This window comes from Curtobacterium sp. PhB130, assembly GCF_003755165.1.
In the GTDB taxonomy this organism is placed as follows: Bacteria; Actinomycetota; Actinomycetes; order Actinomycetales; family Microbacteriaceae; genus Curtobacterium.
On record NZ_RKII01000011.1, the window covers coordinates 166,155 to 184,116 of the forward strand.

At 66.7% G+C, this 17,962-nt stretch carries 15 protein-coding genes; 8 read left to right on the forward strand and 7 right to left on the reverse strand.

Annotation, left to right across the window (positions count from 1 at the left end):
* The first annotated feature begins 13 nt into the window (after positions 1-13).
* Positions 14-799, forward strand: a complete 786-nt coding sequence (locus tag EDF24_RS17600; RefSeq protein WP_123704595.1) for a hypothetical protein — start codon at positions 14-16, stop codon at positions 797-799.
* A 74-nt stretch (positions 800-873) separates the two neighbouring features.
* Here EDF24_RS17600 and EDF24_RS19400 read toward each other — a convergent pair whose 3' ends face one another.
* On the reverse strand, positions 874-1,869 hold the full coding sequence (locus EDF24_RS19400) for a tautomerase family protein (RefSeq protein WP_221181394.1): 996 nt from the start codon (positions 1,867-1,869) through the stop codon (positions 874-876).
* On the opposite strand from EDF24_RS19400, the gene EDF24_RS17615 reads away from it, so the two are divergent.
* Genes EDF24_RS17615 through EDF24_RS17625 form a run of 3 tightly spaced genes read left to right on the forward strand, consistent with a single transcriptional unit; the run spans position 1,767 to position 3,869 of the window.
* Positions 1,767-2,429 (forward strand): hypothetical protein, encoded by a 663-nt coding sequence (locus tag EDF24_RS17615; protein ID WP_185021718.1) that lies wholly within the window; start codon positions 1,767-1,769, stop codon positions 2,427-2,429. The two genes, EDF24_RS19400 and EDF24_RS17615, sit on opposite strands and share 103 nt — an antisense overlap.
* 50 nt (positions 2,430-2,479) lie before the next feature.
* Positions 2,480-2,923 (forward strand): NUDIX domain-containing protein, encoded by a 444-nt coding sequence (locus EDF24_RS17620; protein ID WP_123704599.1) that lies wholly within the window; start codon positions 2,480-2,482, stop codon positions 2,921-2,923.
* Positions 2,924-2,960: 37 nt separating this feature from the next.
* Positions 2,961-3,869 (forward strand): aminoglycoside phosphotransferase family protein, encoded by a 909-nt coding sequence (locus EDF24_RS17625; protein ID WP_185021715.1) that lies wholly within the window; start codon positions 2,961-2,963, stop codon positions 3,867-3,869.
* 6 nt (positions 3,870-3,875) lie between these two features.
* On the opposite strand, the gene EDF24_RS17630 is transcribed toward EDF24_RS17625, so the two are convergent.
* Genes EDF24_RS17630 through EDF24_RS17640 form a run of 3 tightly spaced genes read right to left on the reverse strand, consistent with a single transcriptional unit; the run spans position 3,876 to position 7,319 of the window.
* Positions 3,876-4,478 carry a phosphotransferase gene (locus EDF24_RS17630; protein WP_123704603.1) on the reverse strand — a complete coding sequence of 201 codons (603 nt, stop codon included), beginning with the start codon at positions 4,476-4,478 and terminating at the stop codon, positions 3,876-3,878.
* Between the two features lie 22 nt (positions 4,479-4,500).
* Positions 4,501-5,931, reverse strand: a complete 1,431-nt coding sequence (locus EDF24_RS17635; protein ID WP_185021716.1) for a glycosyltransferase family 2 protein — start codon at positions 5,929-5,931, stop codon at positions 4,501-4,503.
* 17 nt (positions 5,932-5,948) lie between these two features.
* A complete protein-coding gene (locus tag EDF24_RS17640) occupies positions 5,949-7,319 on the reverse strand; it encodes a glycosyltransferase family 4 protein (RefSeq protein ID WP_123704607.1) in 1,371 nt (456 codons plus the stop codon).
* 194 nt (positions 7,320-7,513) lie between these two features.
* Between EDF24_RS17640 and EDF24_RS17645 the strand changes: the two genes are divergently transcribed.
* Positions 7,514-8,335 (forward strand): ABC transporter permease, encoded by an 822-nt coding sequence (locus EDF24_RS17645; RefSeq protein WP_123653094.1) that lies wholly within the window; start codon positions 7,514-7,516, stop codon positions 8,333-8,335.
* Between the two features lie 26 nt (positions 8,336-8,361).
* Positions 8,362-9,060 carry an ABC transporter ATP-binding protein gene (locus EDF24_RS17650; protein WP_260233497.1) on the forward strand — a complete coding sequence of 233 codons (699 nt, stop codon included), beginning with the start codon at positions 8,362-8,364 and terminating at the stop codon, positions 9,058-9,060.
* Positions 9,061-9,141: 81 nt separating this feature from the next.
* On the opposite strand, the gene EDF24_RS17655 is transcribed toward EDF24_RS17650, so the two are convergent.
* The 3 genes from EDF24_RS17655 to EDF24_RS17665 form a co-directional block, all read right to left on the reverse strand.
* A complete protein-coding gene (locus EDF24_RS17655; protein WP_185017027.1) occupies positions 9,142-10,707 on the reverse strand; it encodes a DUF563 domain-containing protein in 1,566 nt (521 codons plus the stop codon).
* 191 nt (positions 10,708-10,898) lie between these two features.
* Positions 10,899-12,554 (reverse strand): polysaccharide pyruvyl transferase family protein, encoded by a 1,656-nt coding sequence (locus EDF24_RS17660; protein WP_123653096.1) that lies wholly within the window; start codon positions 12,552-12,554, stop codon positions 10,899-10,901.
* Positions 12,555-12,571: 17 nt separating this feature from the next.
* Positions 12,572-13,723 carry an acyltransferase gene (locus EDF24_RS17665; protein WP_148070925.1) on the reverse strand — a complete coding sequence of 384 codons (1,152 nt, stop codon included), beginning with the start codon at positions 13,721-13,723 and terminating at the stop codon, positions 12,572-12,574.
* Between the two features lie 201 nt (positions 13,724-13,924).
* Here EDF24_RS17665 and EDF24_RS17670 point away from each other — a divergent pair, with 201 nt between their 5' ends.
* Together EDF24_RS17670 and EDF24_RS17675 are read left to right on the forward strand one after the other, a co-directional pair.
* Positions 13,925-16,642 (forward strand): CDP-glycerol glycerophosphotransferase family protein, encoded by a 2,718-nt coding sequence (locus EDF24_RS17670; protein WP_123704612.1) that lies wholly within the window; start codon positions 13,925-13,927, stop codon positions 16,640-16,642.
* Positions 16,643-16,683: 41 nt separating this feature from the next.
* A partial coding sequence (locus EDF24_RS17675) for a glycosyltransferase family 2 protein (RefSeq protein ID WP_260233499.1) occupies positions 16,684-17,962 on the forward strand: 1,279 nt, incomplete at its 3' end.

The following is a 17,962-nucleotide window of genomic DNA, read 5'->3' on the forward strand; positions in this document are numbered from 1 at the left end:
GCCCGCTCCCGCGATGGACGACCGTACGATGCCGGACGCCGCTGCCCTGGCGGCGTTCGGCGTCGCGGGGTCGCGGCCCGAACGGCTCGCCGGCGGCCGTGGCCTGACGTGGCGCGCCGGGGACGTGGTCCTGCGGCCGCACGACGGCGCGGAGGAGACCGACTGGCGCGCCGAGGTCCTCGCGGAGCTCGAGCACACGGCTGCGTTCCGCACGCCCCGGCCCGTCGCCACCACCGCCGGCAGCTGGCGGTCGGGTCGCTGGGAAGCGTGGGAGTGGCTGCCCGGCCGCGCCGACGAGACCCGCGTCGCCGACGTCATCCGCGCGGGCACCGCCTTCCACCGGGCGATCGCGCACCTCGACCGACCTGCCTTCCTCGACCGCAAGGACAACGCCTGGAGTCGCGCCGAGCGGATGGCCTGGGGCGAGGCCGAGCTCCCGCGCGACACGACGCTCGACCGGCTCGCCGCGGCGTTCCGCCCAGTCGAGTCACCCGCCCATCTCGTCCACGGCGACCTGCTCGGCAACGTGCTCTTCGCCGAGGGCCAACCGCCCGCGATCATCGACTGGCCGCCCTACTGGCGTCCCGCCGGGTTCGGCGCGGCGGTCGCCGCCGTCGACGCCGTGTGCTGGCACGGGGTGCCGGCCAGCGCGCTCGACGCGCTCGGCGACGGCATCGCCGAGTGGCGCCAGCTGCTCGTCCGCGCCCTCACGTTCCGGATCGCCACCCTGCACCTGCTCGGCGCGTGGGACGCGACCGGCGTCGCGACGCACCGCCCGGTGGTGGACGCGCTGGTCTGACCGCCTGGAGGCCCGGTGCGGGCCCGCCACGGGCCTCCCGTCCGGTGTCCGGTCACGTCTCGTTCGGACCTGGGCTACGAGGCAGGGCGGTAGCGCGCCATCGCGCTCCGCTGCGGGGCGAAGCGTTGTTCGAAGTCGCGCTCGTTCGGGACCCACACGTCTCGCCAGAGCGACTCGTGACGCCTGCCGAGCCGCGCATCGCGCGCCATGCCCCGCTGTGCGGCGACGTCGAGCTCGACGTCACACCAGACTGTCACGTCGAGGCTCGGGAGCGTGTCCGGATGGAACAGCCCGATCAGGTCCACGACCAGGATGTCGGCGCTGGGGAGCGGCTCAGCGGGACCGAGCGACCTCGTGGTCCAGTCGAAGCGGTGGAACACGCCGGGTTGCGCGGCGCGATGCGGGGCGAGGACCGAATCGAGCAGTCGTCGTCGGTCGACACCGTCCCAGTCCGTCGACCGCCGATGGGATCGCACCGGGTCCAAGAAGTCGTCACCACGGATCCGCACCGCACCTGCGAGCTCCGCCGCGAGGGTCCTGGCCAGGGTGGACTTGCCGGACCCGCAGTAGCCGGAGATCCCCACCACGAGCGGGTGTCCCAGGTCACGCTGACGCGCACGGATGAGCTCGACCAGGCCGGTCTGGTCCAACGGCGGCTCGACGTCGATCTCGTAGGCCAGCACCAGGTCCTCGGCGTTCATGCCTCGGATGCCCCAGTTCACCTTCGGGGTCTCCGTGATCGTGATCTCGACGCTGTGCGACGAGATCCCCGCCTCGGACTCGATGCGAGCGAACAGCTCACGCACGAGCGACCGCTTCGTGGCGTCGCTTGGGCCATGACGACACAGTACCGAGGGGGGTTCGCGGAACTTCCGGCGGTCGTCGGCCAGTCGCTCGACCGGGAGGCTCGGTGCGGGCCCACCACGGACGTCCCGTCCGAAGTCCGCGCACCCGATACCGTGGTGCCGTGGCGAGCCAGGACCAGTACGACGCCCTGTGGGCTGAGGGCCGAGCGCGCATGGTCCTTGGCGATCTCCGACCCGACCGGACGCCGACGGATGGGGACCCACGATGGGGGCTCAGCCTCGTCCTGCTCCCGGCCGAGGAGACGGCGCGACGCCTCGCCGGAGTCACGTCCGAGCTGGACGCCGCGTACCGGGGCGGACACCACCTCTACGGGGCGGCGGACCTGCACATGACGATCACGAGCCTCGAGCCGTACCGGGATCGGATCGCGCCGGAGACGGTTCAGCACTACGTCGACGCGATCGATCGTTCGCGCGACCTGCTCGACGTCCGGTGTCGCCTGCTCGGCCTCGGTGGTTCGGCAGCCGGTGTGTTCGTCCAGGGGTTCGACGACGACAGCCTCCTTCCGATCCGCGTGCGGATGCGGCAGGCGGCTGCCGATCTGCACGGTGGGACTGCGCCCCCGATGGCGTTCGTCCGGGACACCGCGCACATCTCGCTCAGCGTCCACCGGCAGGCGGGGCCCGAAAACGCAGCCGTCGCCGTCGTGGAGCGAACGCGCCGGCGGGATTTCGGCGACCTCCAGGGCTCTCGGGTCGCGCTGGTGCGGTACCGCCCTCGGGTCGGCTCCATGGGAGTCGAGATGCTGCACACCGTCGGTTAGGGAGCGGACAGGCTCTTGTGCGCAGCCCGTCGGTTGTACAAGGTGGTCGGATGACGGGGATCAGGAACATCGCAGTCGGGTTGCCGGTCAAGAGCAGTCATGTCCTGCTCTCCGAGTCGACGGACACCGTCCGCGGTCTCGTGTTCCACCGTGCCGTGGGTGGCGGCATCGAGTTCGGCGAACGCGCGGACGAAGCGCTCCGGCGTGAGTTCCGGGAAGAACTCGACGTGGCCCTCTCCACCGTGACACTCCTCGGCGTCATCGAGAACATCTTCGAGTTCGAGGGTTCCCCTGGGCACGAGTACGCGCATGTCTTCGCGGTGCAGTCGGAAGAACTGGACCGTGTCCCGCTCAGCGCGGAACTCGTCGTCCTGGACGAGGGCAGTCCGGTGCGGTGGGTTCCGCTCGACACGGAAACACCGGTCTTCCCGGAGGGCATCCTCGAGATGCTCACCGCGGCCGCCGACGCCGACGCCGACGCCGACGCCGGATGACCATCAGCCCTGGAACGATCCTCCCGGAAGCGACCTGATGCCCGGGCCGGCCGTCGAAGTGCCCGAAGGACTCGTCCGCGCGACGACGAACCGCGAAGGATCCGCCGGTACGGCGTGGCTCGCCGAACTGCCGGCGATCATCGGCGGCCTGCTCGGCCGGTGGGGGTGCGACCTCGACGGTGCCCCGATGCACGGTGAAGTGGCGATCGTGCTGCCGGTGCGGCGGGGCGAGACGGCTGCAGCGCTCAAGGTGTCGTTCCCGCACCCCGGCAACCGCAGCGAGCCGGACGCGCTGCGCAGCTTCGGAGGGCACGGCGCCGTCCGACTTCTCGATGCCGACGCCGACTCGTTCGCGCTCCTGATGGAACGTGCTGGTCCCGACACACTCGAGTCGATCGGGACGGCGGAGGAGGCGATCGAGACGGCCGGGCACCTGGCTCGGCGCCTCGCAGTTCCCGCGGGGCCGGCCACACCGGCGCTCGCGGACACGGCCGGAGGGTGGGAATCGGAGCTCGATCGGCAGGTCGCCCTCCTGCCCGGTGTCCTGTCCTCCGCGGTGATCGAGCGGACGAGGAGCACCATCCGGCTGCTCGGGGGCGACACGACCACGACGATGCTCCACGGGGACCTGCACTTCGGGAACGTGCTCAGCGCGGAGCGTGAGCCGTGGTTGGCGATCGACCCGAAGGGCTGGCGTGGCAGCGCTGCCTACGACGCGTTCACCGTGGTCGCGGGGAAGCGCGAGGGACTCCGTGACGCTCCCGACCTCGATCGGGTGTTCCGCGACCGGATCCGCCGGTTCGCGGACACGGCCGGCGTCGACGCTGCGACGGCGCTCGCTTGCGTGCAGGCGCGCGCGACGAGCTCGTACCTGTACCAGCGGCTGCAGCCGGGGGACTGGTTCGAGCTCGAGCTGCTCGAGTTCGCGGTGAACCTGAGCGACTGATCGCGGTCAGGAGACCCGTTCGCGGAGCCGCTCGGTGACGACGAGCTTCTCCGACCACCGGTCCGGCCATCCCGCGGCCACCCACGACCGCTGCGGTTCATGGCCGGCGCGGCCGAGCCACACGACCTCGTCGATCGCGCGCTGCTGGCGCGCGAGGACGGCATCGACGACGTCGAACGCGCCGTCCCACCGGTACCCGTCGAGGAAGGCACCGATGCGACCGCGACGATCCACGTCGGGTCGTAGTCCTCGCCGACGGAGCTGCTGCACGTCGTCGTCGAACGGTGCGAGCCACTCGAGTGCGTACGCGACGTCGCTGACCGGTTCCGCCGGACGTGCCACGTCCCAGTCGAACAAGTCGTGCACCCGACGGAGGAGCGCCCCAGCAGATGCGACCGCAGCGGTCGTGGTCTGGTGCGGCCAGGCGGCGTCGCCACCGTCGCCGGGCACGAGGCGGACGAACTCGAAGTGCTCGTCGGTGTCGAGCGGTTCCGGGACGGGGAGTCCCTGATCGTGGAGGTGCCGGAGCAGGGAGTGCACCGTCAGGGTCCAGGGCTTCCGGGGGCGACGGACGACGTCACCGTCGACCACGACCTCGCGCTCCGTCATCTCCGCACGCTCGGCGTGATGGTCAGCCGCGTCCGGTGATCGAGCGGATGCGCGCCACGATCCGGGGGTTCCGTGCGCCGAAGGTGAGGGCGGCGAGGCGGCGCATCGAGACCTGGGCGCGGTGCACGAGGAGGCCGGTCGCTTCTGCGATGTCGGTGACCGCGTGCCAGCGGGCGCGGAGGGCGGTCGGGTCGATCTCGGTCCGCGCGGCCGTCTCGATGGCCTCGACGAGGGACTTGCCGTCCTGCCAGGGCAGGGTCTCGTTCTCGAACCGCCGGAGGATCCGGTCGATGGCGTTCGCGCGGTGGTGCGTGACGGCCTGCGACCACCGGACGTCCTGCGGGATCGGGTCGACGAGGACCCACCGCGGGGCGTTGGCGTTCAGCATCGACAGCTGGCCGAACGTGGTCAGGGCGCCGAGCGCGACGGCGACGTCGAAGATCTGGCGAGGACGGCCGCCGACGGCGATGAGCGCGCCGGGGAACGCCTGACGCGCTGCGCGGAGCTGCGAACGCGCGACGATGAGCGTGATGACCATGTGCTCGGGCGCGGCGGCGAGGACGGAACGGACGCGGGTCACGACGGCACCGTCGACCTCGGCCGGCAGGTGCAGTGCCACGCGGACCGCGTCGTCGTCCGGCAGGAACGCGTCCGCGAACACGTCGACGGCGTCCCGGTAGCGGCTGAGGAACAGGGCGATCGCGCCGCCGTAGAACGGGTAGCGCTCGAGCAGGATGCGCTCGTGCTCGAGGCGGAGGGTCGGGCCGCGGTCACCGCTGAAGCTCGTCGACCCGGTGTGCAGGACGAGGGCGTGGTTCGCGAGCGCCGCGGTGTAGCCGTGCTCGTTGATGCGGAGGCAGAAGTCGTTCTCCTCGCCGTAGCCGGGGGAGAAGACCTCGTCGAACAGGCCGAAGCGGTCGATCGTCTCGCGGCGGATGAGGAAGCAGAAGCCCATCGCGACCGGCGCCAGTGAGAAGCGGGGGAGCAGGTACTTCACGCGGCCGTGCAGCTCACGGGTGCGCCGGGGTGCGAGGTTGGCGCGCGGGTTCCGGCGGGCGTAGGGGAACGACGCGATGGTGGCGTTGTCGCTCCGCGCGCAGACCACGCCGATCGAGTCGTCCTCGGCGAGGACCGCGGTCATCTCGTCGAGGAACCCGGGCAGCGGGACGGTGTCGCTGTTCAGGAGCAGGACGTCGTTGCCGGTCCGGTCGAGTTCGAGGACCGCACGGTTGCAGTTGCCGACGAAACCGAGGTTCCGCTCGTTGCGGGTGTACTCGAAGCCGGGGTGGTCGGCGACGAGCTCGAGGAGCCGACGCTCGATGGTGTCCACGTTCGGTCCGACGTCGTTCGCGAGGAGCACCCGGTCCACGGAGAAGTCGACGGTCTCGAGCAGGGCCTCGACGCAGCGTTCGAGCCCCGGCAGGTCGTCGTAGACCGGCACGACGATGGTCACCGGTCGACGGTCAGCGCTCATCGACGTGCCAGCTTCCGCATCACGACACCCGGACGTGCGAGGACACGACCGACCAGGCCGGAGCGCGACCGGACGCGGCTCGCCAGCAGGCCGACCGCCGCACGGGCGCTCGTCGCACCGAGCGACGCGTAGGCACCGGGCAGCTCGAACCAGTAGCGCGCGACCTGGGGGAGCCGGTAGCCCTCCGTGCCGACCAACGCGACCAGACGTTCGATGGCGGCCGCGTTGTCGCGACCCGCACCGACGACGGTGGCGAGACGGTCCGGAGCAGCCGCACCGTGCCTCCCGGCCGAATCGGGGTCGGCCGCGTACGCGGCGAGAGCGTCGGCGAGACCAGCCGTGTCGTCCGCGTCGAACAGGGCGCCGGTGACACCGGGCTCGACGAGCTCGGCGCTGCCGCCCTGGCGGGAGGCGACGACGGCGCGGCCGAGCGTCATGTACTCGGCCGTGGTGCGGCCGAATGCCTCGATGGTGGAGGGGGTGACGCAGACGTCGGCGGCGTCGATGAAGGGCGCGGTGTCGCGCTGCTCACCCGCGAAGACGACGTGGTCGGCGACGCCGAGCGCGCGTGCGCGGTCGGTGAGGCGCTGGTCCTCGCCGGGGTGCTTCCAGCCGCCGACGAAGCAGACGCTCGCCGTGATGCCGCGCTCGCGCAGCGCTCCGAGCGCGTCGATGACGCGGTGCTGGCCCTTGGACTCCTCCACGCGACCGACGACCGTGATCCGGAGGCCCGGGTCGTCTTCGGGGAACGGCGTGACCGTCGGCGTGTCGGAACGGGTGCGCAGCAGTCGTTCGGTGTCGACGATCGGGTAGGCGACGGAGAGCTTCTCGGCCGGGATGTACTCGGCGAGGTGGTCGCGCATCGCCTCGGAGTTCGTGATGACGGCACCGGAGAAGAGGCCGATGTCGCCGAGCGTCGCCGCACGACCGGTCTGGAAGTGCAGCCCGTGGTCGAGGTCGCCGTACTCACGGACGAACCAGGCCTGCGGGATGCCGAGGACCGCGGCGGCGAACGACGCCCACGGGGCGACGAGGGTGTTCGTGACGACCATGTCGGGACGGTTCCGCTCGTACTCGGCGATGATCGCGCGGACTGCGGCGTAGTCGACCGTCGCGAACGCGGCTCGTTCCGCCGCCGGAGCCGGCTGCGGACTGGGGAGCGCCCACCCGCGGAACCGCAGCGCCTGGTAGCGCCAGCCGCGCTCGTCGAGGGCTTCGATGAACTTGCCCCTGGGTGCCTTCGTGATGAACGACGGGGTCATCGAGGGGTCGCGTGACTGCCAGTCCTCCACGAACCGGATGAGCGACCGCTCAGCGCCGCCGAGACTCACGGGCGCTGTGGAGTGGTTCGCGAAACTGACGAGCACCCAACTACTCTACAAAGGATTCCCCAATCGTTCTCCAACCAGCCACCCCCAAGTGCGGGGTGGCATACATCGACGGTCGCGAGGCGCTCGACATACTTGTGCGAGAATGTCTCGTCCTGATCCTGATCGGGCCGCCTCGTCCTGATCTGATCGGGCCGCAAGGGCGCGCCCCGGAGGAGCTGTAACCGAAAAGCATGTCCTACCTCAACGAACTCGTGTCGTCCCGCGAGCTCCTCGCGAACCTCACGGCGCGCGAGGTCAAGGGAAAGTACCGCCGTACCGTCTTCGGTCAGCTGTGGTCCCTGATCAACCCGCTCGCGACGATGCTGATCTACACGATCGTGTACTCGTTCATCTTCCGGGCACGGCTCGAGGTGGGCGACCCGAGTGGCCTGAACATCTACCCGCTGTGGCTCATGTGCGGTCTGCTGCCGTGGATCTTCGCGCGCAACGTGATCAACTCCGGGATGACGTCGATCGTCTCCAACGGGTCGCTGATCAAGAAGGTCTACTTCCCCCGGATGACGCTGCCCCTGGCGGCGGTCGGGTCCTTCGGCTTCACGTGGCTCGTCGAGATGGGTGTGCTGCTGATCGTGCTGGCGATCGCCGGCTCGAACTTCTGGCTGTACCTGCCGGTCATCGCGCTGACGATGGTGTTCCTCGCGATGTTCGCCGCCGGGCTCGGCCTGATGCTCTCGATCATCAACGTGCACTTCCGCGACATGCAGCACCTGGTCGGGATCGGCCTGCAGATGTGGATGTACCTGTCGCCGATCATCTACCCGCTCTCGCTCGTCGAGGACGCCGCGAACAAGTCGGGGCACTCGTGGATCATCCACGTCTACAAGCTCAACCCCATCGAGCGGTTCTCCACCGTGTTCCGCAACCTGATGTACGACAACCGGATGCCGAACTGGACCGATCTGGTCGCGTGCGCCCTGGCGGGATGCCTCTCGCTCGCGCTCGGCTACTTCGTGTTCTCCCGCAACGAGAAGAAGCTGGCTGAACTGCTGTGAGCGATGCTGCCGTCACCGTCGACCACGTGTCGAAGCGATTCCGTATGTACAGCGAGCGCAACGACTCGCTGAAGAGCATGGTCATGCGCGGCAAGAAGTCCGTGCACGAGGACTTCTGGGCGCTCAAGGACGTCTCCTTCGAGGTGCCCCACGGCACGACCTTCGGCCTGATCGGCAAGAACGGGTCCGGGAAGTCCACGCTGCTGAAGTGCCTGGCGAAGATCCTCTGGCCGGAGCAGGGCTCGATCACCGCCCGCGGCAAGCAGGCGTCGCTGCTCGAGGTCGGGTCGGGCTTCCACCCGGAGCTCTCCGGACGCGAGAACGTGTTCCTGAACGGGTCCATCCTCGGCATGAGCCGGAAGGAGGTCACCCGGAAGTTCGACGAGATCGTCTCGTTCTCCGGCGTCGGCCACTTCATCGACCAGCCCGTGAAGAACTACTCGTCCGGCATGTACGTGCGGCTCGGGTTCTCCGTGGCCGTCGCCGTCACGCCGGACATCCTCGTGGTGGACGAGGTGCTCGCCGTCGGTGACGCCACGTTCCAGAAGCGCTGCCGGACGAAGTTCAAGGAGATGAAGGAGGAGGGCCGCACGGTCATCCTCGTGTCGCACTCCATGAGCACCGTGAAGGACATGTGCGACGAGGTCGCTTGGCTCAACGAGGGTGAGCTCAAGATGATCGGCAAGACGAACGACGTCATTGGTGCTTACAACAAGACTGTCTGAGTCGCGCGTGCGCGTGCGCGTGGCTGGCCTGTGCGACCGTCCCGCGCCATAGCATTCCGGCGTTGGCTCTGGGGTGAAGACCTAGCGGAGCACGCGCTCGAGTGCCTCGCCGTTCGCTTCGAAATCGAACTCCCAAGCGGAATGGAACGCCTCGAGAGAGAACTTGCCCCGGGGGTGCTGCTCGTCGGCGCGTGACCAGAAGTAGTGGAATTCGTCCGCGAGTACGGAGGCGTACATGTGTTCGTTGCGGGCGGTGTACGCGTCATGAGACAGCAGGAGCACCTTGTCAAGGTGCTCTGCGAAGAGCATGTTGAACATGCCGGAGCCCGCGAGCCCAGCGACGGTTGTCGCGTTGCCGAACACGGTTGCTTGCTCCTCTGTTGTCAAGGCCTCTGGATAGACGATCGCAAAGCCACGATCGGCGAAATAGCTCTCCACCTCCTCGATGTTCCGACATGCACGGTTGACTGTGGTGAACTTCCGTGACACGAAGATCTTCTTCGCCGCGTCAGGCGACGAATGGACGAGTGCGGCACGGAGCTTCGACCACGTGGCTGGGACCACGGGGTGGACGTAATGCCAGCCGCCGTTCTGCCAGCCTTGCGACGCGCTGACGAACCGATCGACGGTGACATTGCGGTGCTCCCAGTGGATGTCGGACTCGACGATTCCTGCCGCTTCGAAGAGGGTCCGCTCGAACGAAGGAACATAGTCCTTGCTGGGTACGCGATAGATCGCTTTCAGGCCAGGATCTCGATCCTTTGCCTCATCCCAGCCCCAGACCTTCGACAACGACTCCGTGACAACATGGCCGAAGTGACCGGGTACCGCGCAGGTCAGGTCGTAGTAGGTCCCCTCAAGACGTTCGGTCGGCTTGTCTTCCGGGTTGAGCGCTGCAACACCTTCGTTGAGGTTAACCAGACGGTCGTTCCAAGCCCGCCAGGGGTGTTTGAAGGAGCTCGGAAGCACGGTGGTTCCGTTCACCGCCAACATCGCATCCTTCAGGTGCGTCGGCCCTCGAAACTCCCGCAATGTAAGCGTCGGGTACTTCATCGCCTGGGCGGGGATTCGGGGCTTGGCCAACGTGCCGTGGGACTCGACGTGCAAATCGCCGCGGCCAACGCCGGACTTTCGGCTGCCGAGTAACCGAACGTTGTTGGCGCCGAGCCGCGTTGGCAGGATTGCCATCGCATCTTCGTCTTTGACCTTGACGAGGTGATCTCGGTTCTTCACCGTGATCGAATAACCGTGACTGTCGACCGTCAGCCCTGAGGAGGCTTGAAGTTCCTCGATCTCTGCCGGACTGATCCTCCGAGCGCTCAATGATTCAAGGCCCGCAGCCCAGGCGCTGGAGATGGTGGTGACCGGGGCGATGAAGTAGCCGCCAGCAGTCACGTGGAAAAAGAATCGCTGCCAACGTTGCAGGCGATCCGGGAGCGACTCGGCTTCCTCATCAATCACGGCGGCCACAGGCCCAATCGAGGCGATGTACTCCTCCATCGCGTCATTCGACGTCGCGGCGAACTTCGTGATGCCTTCGATGCCAGGGATCACCTCGTGAGGGGTGATGACGTGAAGTCTGAACTGGAACGCGCTACGCCAGGCCGCGAGGGTCTCACGGGTTTGGTAGCCAGCGATCAGGACCACAGGGCGCTGTAGCTCCTGGAGCGGCTGTGCGTGTTCGCTGATGAAACGGTCCAGAGAGGACTGACGTCGACGCCAGCTTCGAGTTTTGGTCGCCCCAACTGAAGTCATACTCAGGAGGTTACCCGAGTATCAAGTACTCAGCGACATCGCCAGGCCTGAAGCTGAGCAGATGTCGACACACCGCACGCGTCTCACTTCTGGCGGCGAACGAGCCCTGCCAGCTTGTCAACCAACCTGGTGATCCGGCGGTCGCGATACCTCTGGACTTCCGCCCGGAATTGGCGGGCGGAAGTCCGCCAGGCGTCCCGCTCCTCCGTCGCCTGATCCAGCTCTGTCCGTGAAGAGGCGGCCGCTTCCCGAGCCTCGGTCAAGGCTGATTGCAGTGACCGGATTTGTTCAAGGCCTCTGTGGACTTCTTCTTCACGCTGCTTCATCATCCCTTCAACCGTTCGGGTTCGAGCCTTTTGGTCGTCGATTGCCTTCGAAGCGGATTGACGCTCGGTCTCGAGGGTCTCGCGACACCAGGCCAGTGACTCATCGGCGACCCCGCGAGCCGTCGCTTCGTTGGCGAGGTAGTGCGCGAACGAGCGGAGGGCGGGAACCGGGTGCGCGACGATGGGATCCGGTAGTTCGACGAACCCCGAGACTCGTTCTGATGAGGACGCGTCGGCCACGATCGTGTCCCACCACGTCCGTTGATTCTCTTTCCTCGCCGCTGATGCTGCTGCGAGACGTCCCTTGTGTTCGCCGGAGCGCAGAGTCTCGAGGATGACTTCGGTGATTGCCTCCGGGTCGGAGACGGCCGACACGGGCATGACGAGATCCGCTCCGCCGAGCTGTCGCGCTGCCCCGCGCATCCGGTTCCACGTGTACGCAGTGTGCGCGAGCCCAAATCCGATCAAGCCCAATTGGCCGGCGAACACAATTGGGTGGTAGCGCGTTGAGATCGAGAACTCAGCGTCCGCCATGATGTCAAGCACATCTTTCGATCGAAGCAAAGGGAGCGCATGGATGACCAACGAGTCCTTCGCGATCTCGTCGTGCGACACGATGTCGTCCTTCGGCCTTTCGATGTCGAAGGAGCCCGCGTGCGGCACGAGGACAGCATGGCAGTCAAGGGCGGTGCTCAGTGTTTCGAGCAGCGTACGGATCTGGCCGTAGTACCGAGGTATCTCGGACTCCGCAATCCAACTGGGACGTTCAAAGCTCGCGACGAAGTACCGAGCGGGCAGGCTGTCTCGAGCCACCGCTGGAACGGAGTTGCGTTCGAGCAACAGAGCGTCGTCGCCCGTGTAGCAAACACGCTGGCTGCTCGTCGACAGCGCGATGGCGTTTTCGAAAGAAGCCCGCTCTCGGAGACCGAACCAGCGGGCGGAGTCGATAATCTCCCGAATCGCGGGTAGGTCTGCCGGGCGGTAGGTAGCACCGAGTGACTGGCTGCTGATGTAGACCGGGCGCCCAAAGTGCCGAGCGACCCGGACCAGCGCGAGCCGCTCGTAGAGCTGGTGCACGAACGTGCTGGTGAGGTTGCCCCCGCCCGCGATCAGCACGAAGTCGGAGTCGTACACCGCGTCGTAGACGTCCGTGGCGGGGCCGTCGCCTCGCACGTACCCTTCGAGCGGTGTGAGTACTTTCCGGAGGTGGCTGTCTTGCCACGCACGCGGCCACCTGAGCTTGAAGTGGAATCTGGGTACTGCTTTCGTGCCGTGTACCGCTGACGCCGTGCTTGCATCTGCGGCGATCAACGTCACGTCAGTCACGCCCCGAAGCCGAAGTTGTTCGACTGCCGCCTCGGTCATGGCTTCGTCGCCGACGTGGTAAAGATCGGGCCACCCGATGTCACCCATGATAACCGCTCGCTTTGTCACGATTGGCTCACCTTGAGGTTTTCAGCAGTGGTCGTACCGGTTGGACGCGTCGATCCGCTCATCGCGGGGGCAAGGCCTGCGGTTAGTCTTCGGCGGAGGACGGGCCCGCCGGGCCGCTCGACAAGGAAATGGACAGCGGCAGCAAGACCAAGGGCGATTGCCGCGGCAAGCAGAGCCGCAGGAAACCAGCCCAGCTGCTGTGTGTGCTCGATGACCGCCCAGCCGATCTGTTCATGCAGCAGGTAAAGGGGATACGTCAGCGCTCCGAGGACCGAGAGCCACTTCCAGTTCACGCGGCGAAGCCGGGTCATCGTGACCAACGCAACGGCGACGAAGCACAGAAGGACACAGCCGATCGCGGCAAGGGACGGGACGCCGCTTCCCGTTGTGCCGAGGATCCGTTGTGCGGCTTCCGGCGCGGAAGTTGCGAGAGCGAGGAGGAGATCGGTGCCCACGGCTAGCCACCGGACGAACGAGTGTCCGTTCCGGACGATCACGAAGAGCATCATTCCCCCGGCGAACAAGGCCGCGTGTTGCCAAACGAGCACGTACGCGACGAAGTCAAGTTGCGTCTTCTCCGCGATCGCGGCCGCGACCGGCCATAGGACTGAGAAAGCAATCAAACGACGCTCTGAAATACCGACGATGACGAACACCGCCATCAGCGCGTAGAACCGCATTTCGACCCACAGCGTCCAGTAGACGCCGTCGATGTGGGGAACGTTGAACGCTTCCTGCGCCATGGTGAGATTGATCAGGACATCGCTGGTGGTGAACCAATGCGCGCCGTTGAAGACGAGCACGCCGGCGGTGAGGAGGACACAGACCCAGTAGGCGGGGTACAGCCGAGAGACCCGGGAAGACACGAACTGATGGAGCGGGCGCCCCCAGGCCGTCATGAGGATCACGAATCCGCTGATCACGAAGAACAGGTCGACGCCGAAAACGCCGTACTTCGTGAGGTCAAAGACCGCCGGTGACTGCTCGGAAACCGGGGTGGCCCAGGCATCCGTCTTCCGAGCAGTGAAGTGGAAGGCGACAACCGTGAGGGCGGCAGCGAAACGCAATCCGTCGAGGAGCGCGAACCGTCCCGCATTCCGCTCGGGAACACGAGGACGCGCCAACGCTGGCGGGGAGAGCTCGACCATGCTGTGGAACACCTTCACTCGAACGATCTGGAACTGACCGCCTCGCGTCACGAAGCACGCGAGTGCGCCAGACGGAGTGCTCGTCGATCTTAGAGGTCGTCGGCAGACCGATCGGGCCGGGAGCAGGGCGAGGATGTCTCGACGTAGGTCTGTGTGTGGGTAGAGTGCTAGCGCCCGAACGCCATCTCGATAGGGGAGCACGTGCCCGCCAACCGACGTCCGTTGATCAGCGCTGTGGTCCCCACCTACAACGTTGCGGATTACCTTCCCGCCTTCCTCGATTCGATCCAGGCCCAGACATCCGACATGGCTTCTGTCGAGATCATTGTCGTCATCGACGGTTCGCCTGACGACAGCGCGAGCATCGTCCGCGAGTGGGCATCGCAGCGTTCGCTGAACGTCAACATCATCGAGCAGGAGAACCAGGGACTCTCTGGTGCGCGGAACACGGGTCTCGCCGCAGCACAGGGAGAGTGGGTGACGTTCCCGGATCCGGACGACGAGCTCGACCCCCAGTACTTCGAGGAAGTCGAGAAGTTCCTTCGCCTCCATGGGCGTGCGGATGCACTGCACCCGGTCAACCTGGCCGCGGCGCACCAGCTTCGACTGACGCCCGCCGGCGAGATCGTAGACAACCACCCGCAGCGAACGCGTTTCAAGCTGGGATCGCGAATCGTCGACATGGCGGTGGAGCCGATCATCCAGCTCTCCGTCAACTCGTCCTTCATCCGCGTTGACCTCCTCCGTGAGAAGGGCATCGAATTCGATGGGCGAGTTCGACCGACGTTCGAGGACGGGCACCTGACTGCTCGCTACCTCCTGGAGACCGGGAGCCACCATCTCGGGCTCATGGCCTCAGCGAAGTACCGATACCGTCTGCGGGGAGACGGGAGCTCACTCGTCGAAGGTGGCTTCAGCAAGCCCGAGAAGTACACGAACCAGGTGGAGTTCGGCTACTTGGATCTGCTGGAGCGCGCCACGGCGCAGCTCGGGCGTGCTCCACGCTGGCTGGAGAACACAGTGCTCTACGACCTGCACTGGTACTTCAAGGGTGAGCAGTCAGTGCATTCGACCACCGCGAGCGCACCACTCGAGACTCTCCCGCGCTTCCACGAACTCGTCGAACGCATACTCAGCCTGCTCTCCGAAGACGCCGTGCGGAGCTTTGACGTCACCGGCATGGAGTTCGCCGTGCGTCATGCGCTGATGTACGGGTACGAGGACATTCCGTTGCGCCACGACTGGGTCAAGCTGTCGGACGTTGATGAGCGCCGACAGCAGATGAAGGTTTCGTACTGGTTCACGGGACCCGTGCCGGTAGAGCGGTTCGAACTCGACGCCGAAGAAGCCGGGCCCGTACACGAGACGGTGCGCGACTACACGTTCTTCGGCCGCGTGCTCATGCGAGAACGGCATCTCTGGTTCCCGCGCGGTCGGCGCTTGGAGATGTGGCTCGACGGGCAGAAGGTGCACTTCACCCGGTGGAACCAGAACGGTCACCCTGACGCGCTGACTCCGGCACTCATCGACCCGCAGATCCGCGCCATCCGGCGCCGCGTTCGCGCGGACTTCTCTCCGACCACGGGTCTCAAGGCCCATGCACGGGCACGAGCCGGCAAGCTCGTTCGAGACCTGCGCAACAAGTGGTCCGACAGAGGCATCACCGACGAGGCCATGCAGTGGCTCGTCCGGAGCCCGAAGATCCGCCGCCAGTTCGAGCACGCCTGGGTCTTCATGGATCGAGACACCGATGCGAACGACAACGCCGAGCACCTGTACCGGTGGGTGCGGAAGAACCGCCCAGAGGTCAACGCCTGGTTCGTTCTCCGGCGGGACTCGGCGGATTGGGACCGACTCGAGCGGGAGGGCTTCCGACTGGTTGAGCCGAACACGACACGTTGGAAGCTCCTGCTCCTCCACGCTGACCACCTTGCGTCGTCCCACGCAGACCACTACGTGACCGATCCCCTCGATCGGCGCCGGTACGGGCGTCATGCCTTCCGCTTCACGTTCCTCCAGCACGGTGTCATCAACTACGACATGTCTCGGTGGCTGAGCTGGAAGGGGTTCGATCGGTTCGTCACAACCACGCACGATGAGTTCGATGCGATCGCCGGCCACGGTCCGTACTCGTTCTCGTCGCACGAGGTCGTGCTCACGGGCCTGCCCCGGCACGACGCGCTCCAGCGGAAGCGCGAGGAAAGCACGGTCCGCGACCTGATCGTCATCATGCCGACCTGGCGGCAGTGGCTCCTCGGGGACCGTATCGGCACGTCGAACGACCGTAAGCGGATTCCCGACTTCCGATCGACCGAGTACGCGCAGATGTACGAAGCGCTGCTCAACTCGGAAGAACTCGCCGAGCTGGCTCGTGAGACGGGAAAGAGAATCGCGTTCATGCCGCACCCGAACGTGCGTCAGTACCTTTCCGAGTTCGAGCTCCTGGCCCACGTCCAGCTGTTCAGCTTCGCCGACCAGAATGTGCAGGACGTGATCGCTCGTGCAGCCGCCTTCGTCACCGACTACTCCTCGCTCGGTTTCGAAGCTGCGTTCGTCGATGTGCCCTTGACGTACTTCCAGTTCGACTCAGAGCGGTTCTTCGACGGAACGCATGTCGGGCGACGCGGATACTTCGACTACGAGCGCGACGGGTTCGGACCGATTGCTCGGGACGTGCCTGCCGTCATCGCCTCGATTCGAGAAGCCGCCGCAAACGACTGGGAGTCGCCGCGTCGCTATCGTGACCGAACGGCCGCAACCTTCCACACTCGCGACGGTGGGTCGTCCGAACGGGTCTTCCAAGCGATGCTCGGCTTGGATCAGCCCGAACACGCCCATGCCGAGGCTCCGCTCGCCGTCACGGTCGAGGAGGACGAATCGGCGACCGAGACGGACCAGCCGGCCGCAACGCAGCCCTGAGTCGCTGAACGAGCGGGGACGGACTCGTGATCTCAGTCGTGGTGCCCGCGCACGACGCCGCTCCCTGGATCGAGCAGACACTCGAGAGCATCCAGGCGCAGGCCGTGCGCGCATGTGAGGTGATCGTCGTCGAGAACGGTTCGGGAGATCGAACGGCTCCTATCGTCAGTGCGCTGGCAGCGAAGGACGACCGAATTCGGCTCGTTCGTTCCAACGCGACGACTGCTGCGGCCGCCCGAAACGAAGGCGTGGCGGCCGCTACCGGCGAGTACCTCGTCTTCGCCGACTCCGACGACCTCGTCCCCGACGGTGCGTACCGCGCGATGCTCGCCTCGCTCGAGGCGAGCGGCTCCGACATGGTCATCGGCGACCACCTCAAGTTCTCCCCGACGGCGACATGGAGTCCCACGAAGCGGTGGTACCCCTTCGACGCCGCACATGCCGGGCTCGCACCCGAAGACATCCCCGAACTGCTGTTGGGGCGTGCCTGCTGGAACCGGATGTTCCGGCGCTCGTTCTGGGACCGCGCCGAGCTCCGGTTCCCGGAGATCTCGAGCGTCGACGACATCGAGCCGATGACACGGGCGTTCGTCGCTGCGGAGACCATCGACGTCGTCCCGGACTGCGTCTACCTCTACCGGGATCGCGGGGACACGTCGTCGCTCTCGCTCCGCGACGATGCCGACACGACCGTCCGGTACCTCGAACAGGAACTCCGCTGCGCCGAGCTCGTGCAGGACCGCCCAGCCCTCCGCAGAGCACATGCGGAGGTCGTCCTCGACGCTGATGGTTGGGCGCACCTCAGTCGCTTCCTCGCGACCGCCCCGGACGAAGCCGCAACCGGCATCGTTTCGGCGGCGCTCGATGACCTGGTCGCCGTGATCCCGCTCGACGGCATCGATGCCGTGGCACCCGTCCGTCGCGCACTCTGGACGCTCGTCCTCGCCGGGCGTTGGACGGAGGCCGGTGCCTTCGTTCGGGGTTCGCGTTCGGATGACGCTGCCGAGCGTCTGGACGCCTGGGTCCAGGCCGTGCTCACCGCGGGAGCGTCGCAGGCGCACGGTGCAGACGCCGGACTCCTCGTCGAGCAGGGGCTCGTTCCAGCGCTCATCAACGACGCCGATGCCGTCCCGGAGGCGTGGCTGGCCGAGCGCGTCGACGCGCTCGCGTCGCTGCCGTTCGGAGCGCAAGAACCCGCAGAACCGGGCCTCCGTGCGGCGATGGTTGTGGGCAGCTTCGCTCCGTGTCGTCGGAATCGCTTCCTTCGGTGTCGGGACGTCGCGGGTGCGCGAGACGGCCCGCGTGACTTGGGGTTCGGGT